The organism is Streptomyces sp. WAC06614, from assembly GCF_003949795.1.
Classification (GTDB): Bacteria; Actinomycetota; Actinomycetes; order Streptomycetales; family Streptomycetaceae; genus Streptomyces.
In genome coordinates, this window is record NZ_RPRY01000511.1 from 1 (window position 1) to 3338 (window position 3338).

The window sequence follows — 3338 nt, forward strand, 5'->3', positions numbered from 1 at the left end:
CGACCCACCCGGCTCGACCTCTCACCCCCGGAGAGGCTCCCCGAAAGGACCCCCCGCATGGCGACGGGCAGATCCACCACGCTCGACAGCGCAGCGTCGGCCGAGATACGCACGTACAAGGGCCAGGACCGCGCCCTGCGCGCGGGCCGCCTCGGCACCGCCGGCCTGCTGCTCTCGGTCCTCGCGGCCAGCGCCCCCCTGATGGTGGTGGCCGGCGTGATGCCGCAGATCTTCGGCCTCATGGGCATCGTCGGCCAGCCCCTGCTGTTCGTCATCCTCGGCTGCGTCCTCGCCCTCTTCGGCGTCGGCTACGCCGAGATGAGCCGGCACGTCCACAACGCCGGCGCCTTCTACGCCTACATCGCCCGCGGCCTCGGCCCCACCGCCGGTGCGGGTGCCTCACTGGTCGCCCTCGTCGCGTACAGCGCGATGCAGGTCGGCGTCTACGGCATCCTCGGCTTCGAGGTCTCCGGTCTGTTCGCCACCTACCTCAAGATCGACCTGGCCTGGTGGGTCCCCGCCCTCGCCGCGGTCGCCCTCACCGGTGTCCTCGGCTGGCTCAAGATCGACCTGAACGCCCGGGTCCTCGGTGTCCTCCTCCTCATCGAGTGCGCCCTCGTCGTCGTCTTCGACGTCGCCGCCCTGGCCGAGCCGGGCCCGCAGGGCCTCTCCCTGCACGCCTTCGACCCCGGCACCCTCTCCGGCGCCGGCCTCGGCACCGCCCTGTGCTTCTGCATCGCCGCGTTCGTCGGCTTCGAGCAGTCCCCGGTCTACGCCGAGGAGACCAGCAAGCCGCACATCGTCGTCTCCCGGGTGATGTTCCTCGCCGTCGGTTTCGTCGCCCTCTTCTTCGCCTTCAGCGCCTGGGCCCTCACCGTCGCCACCGGTCCCGCCGCCGTCGTCGAGGAGGCCGGCGAGGCCGGCCCCGGCCTGCTCTTCCAGCTCACCGAGGCCCGGTTGGGCAACGCCTTCACCGACGTCCTGCACGTCCTGTTCGTGACCGGCATGTTCGCGGCCATGATCAGCTTCCACAACGTCGTCGCCCGCTACGCCTTCGCCATGGGCCGTGAGGGCCTGCTCCCCGCCGCCTTCGGCCGCACGAACCCCGGCACCGGCGCCCCCGCCACCGGCTCCCTGCTGCAGACCGTCGTGGCCGCCGTCGTCGTCGTGGCCTTCGCCGTCAGCGACGACAAGCCGGCCGGCGACCCCACCGTCCCGGTCGGGCACCTGTTCACCTGGATGGGCAGCGTCGGCGCCCTCGGTGTGACCCTCCTGATGGCCACCGCCTCCTTCGCCGTCATCGCCTTCTTCGTCCGCCGCGGCTCCGCGGGCGCCCAGCTGTGGCGCCTGCTCGCCGCCGGCGCCGCCGGGATCGCCCTGCTGGTCATCGTCGGCTACACCGTCAAGGACTTCGGCGTCCTGGTCGGCGCCGCCCAGGGCTCCGTCCTCAACTGGCTGCTGCCCGCCCTCATCGGCGCCGCCGCGGTCGGCGGCCTGGCCTACGGAGCCGTCCTGCGCGCGCGGCGGCCCGAGGTGCACGCCCGGATCGGCCTGGGCAACGAGGCCTTCCGGCTGGAGCAGGCGGCCGCGGAGACGGACCCCCGCTGACCTTCGTACCAGGCGTCGAAACGGCCCCCGGCACCCCGATCGAAGGGGGCCGGGGGCCTTCGCCATGCATGGCCGGTTTTGGTCGGCACAGGGTGGCATGGTCTCCTGGGGCGCGTACGAATATCGGACAGTCGTCCAGGTGACACCACCCAGCTCCCCTGCGCGCCGGTCCGGCCTGCCTGTCCCACCCACGAAGGCGAAGTCATACATGAGTGACCGCACCACGACGAAGGCCCCGGCGCCCGAGCCGGCCGCCCCGTCGGCGTCCCGCCACGTCGACGCCGGCGACGAGGGCTACAGCAAGGATCTGAAGTCCCGCCACATCAACATGATCGCGATCGGCGGGGCGATAGGCACCGGCCTGTTCCTGGGCGCCGGAGGCCGGCTCGCCGGCGCCGGCCCGTCCCTGGCCATCGCCTACGCGGTCTGCGGCATCTTCGCCTTCTTCGTGGTCCGCGCCCTCGGCGAGCTGGTGCTCTACCGCCCCTCCTCCGGCGCCTTCGTCTCCTACGCCCGTGAGTTCATGGGCGAGAAGGGCGCCTACACCGCCGGCTGGCTGTACTTCCTGAACTGGTCGACCACCACCGTGGCCGACATCACCGCCGCCGCCACCTACGCGCACTTCTGGGCGATGTTCTCCAGCGTCCCCCAGTGGATCCTCGCCCTCATCGCCCTCTCCGTGGTCCTGGCCGCCAACCTGATCTCGGTGAAGTACTTCGGCGAGATGGAGTTCTGGTTCTCGATCGTCAAGGTCGCCGCCCTGGCGATCTTCATGGTGGTCGGCATCTGGCTGGTCGCCACCAGCCACGAGATCGACGGCCACACCCCCGGCCTGAACAGCATCACCGACAACGGCGGCATCTTCCCCCTGGGCATGCTGCCCATGCTCCTGGTCGTCCAGGGCGTCGTCTTCGCCTACGCCTCCGTCGAGCTGTGCGGCGTCGCCGCCGGCGAGACCGAGAACCCCGCCGCGATCATGCCCAAGGCGATCAACTCGATCATGTGGCGCGTCGGCATCTTCTACGTCGGCTCCGTCGTCCTGCTCGCCCTGCTCCTGCCGTACACCGCGTACTCCGGCGACCAGAGCCCGTTCGTCACCGTCTTCGACAAGCTCGGCGTCCCCGGCGCGGCCGGCATCATGAACCTCGTCGTCCTGACCGCCGCCCTGTCCTCGCTGAACTCCGGCCTCTACTCCACCGGCCGCATCCTGCGCTCCATGGCCATGGCCGGCTCGGCCCCGAAGTTCACCGCCCGGATGAACAAGGGCAAGGTCCCCTACGGCGGCGTCCTGTTCACCGCCGCCTTCGGCGTCGCCGGTGTCTTCCTGAACTACCGGATGCCCGGCGAGGCCTTCGAGATCGTCCTCAACCTCGCCTCCATCGGCATCCTCGGCACCTGGGCCATGGTCATGATCTGCTCCCTGCTCTTCTGGCGCCGCGCCCAGCGCGGCGAGGTCGAGCGCCCCGGCTACAAGCTGCCCTGGGCCCCGTACACGCAGATCGTCACCCTGGTCTTCCTGGTCACCGTGCTGGTGCTGATGTGGAGCGACGGCGGCGTCGGCCGCACCACCGTGATGTTCCTCCCGGCCATCGCCGCGGCCCTGGTCGGCGGCTGGTTCCTGGTCCGCCGCCGCGTCGCCGAACTGGCCACGCGCGACTGACCCCCGCCGCCCCGAGGGCCCCGCTGCCGACCCGCAGCGGGGCCCTCGGGGCGGCGGGGGTCAGTCGCGC

The 3338-nt window shown here is 71.4% G+C and carries 2 protein-coding genes; both read left to right on the forward strand.

Features of this window, described 5'->3' with window-relative positions; all coding sequences use genetic code 11:
- Positions 1 to 57: 57 nt before the first annotated feature.
- Positions 58 to 1608: an APC family permease gene (locus EF918_RS34015; RefSeq protein WP_125652741.1), complete on the forward strand. Its 1551-nt coding sequence runs from the start codon at positions 58 to 60 to the stop codon at positions 1606 to 1608.
- 208 nt (positions 1609 to 1816) lie between these two features.
- Entirely contained in the window at positions 1817 to 3268 is a 1452-nt protein-coding gene (locus EF918_RS34020) for an amino acid permease (protein WP_125652742.1), read from the forward strand.
- The last annotated feature ends 70 nt before the right edge of the window (positions 3269 to 3338 follow it).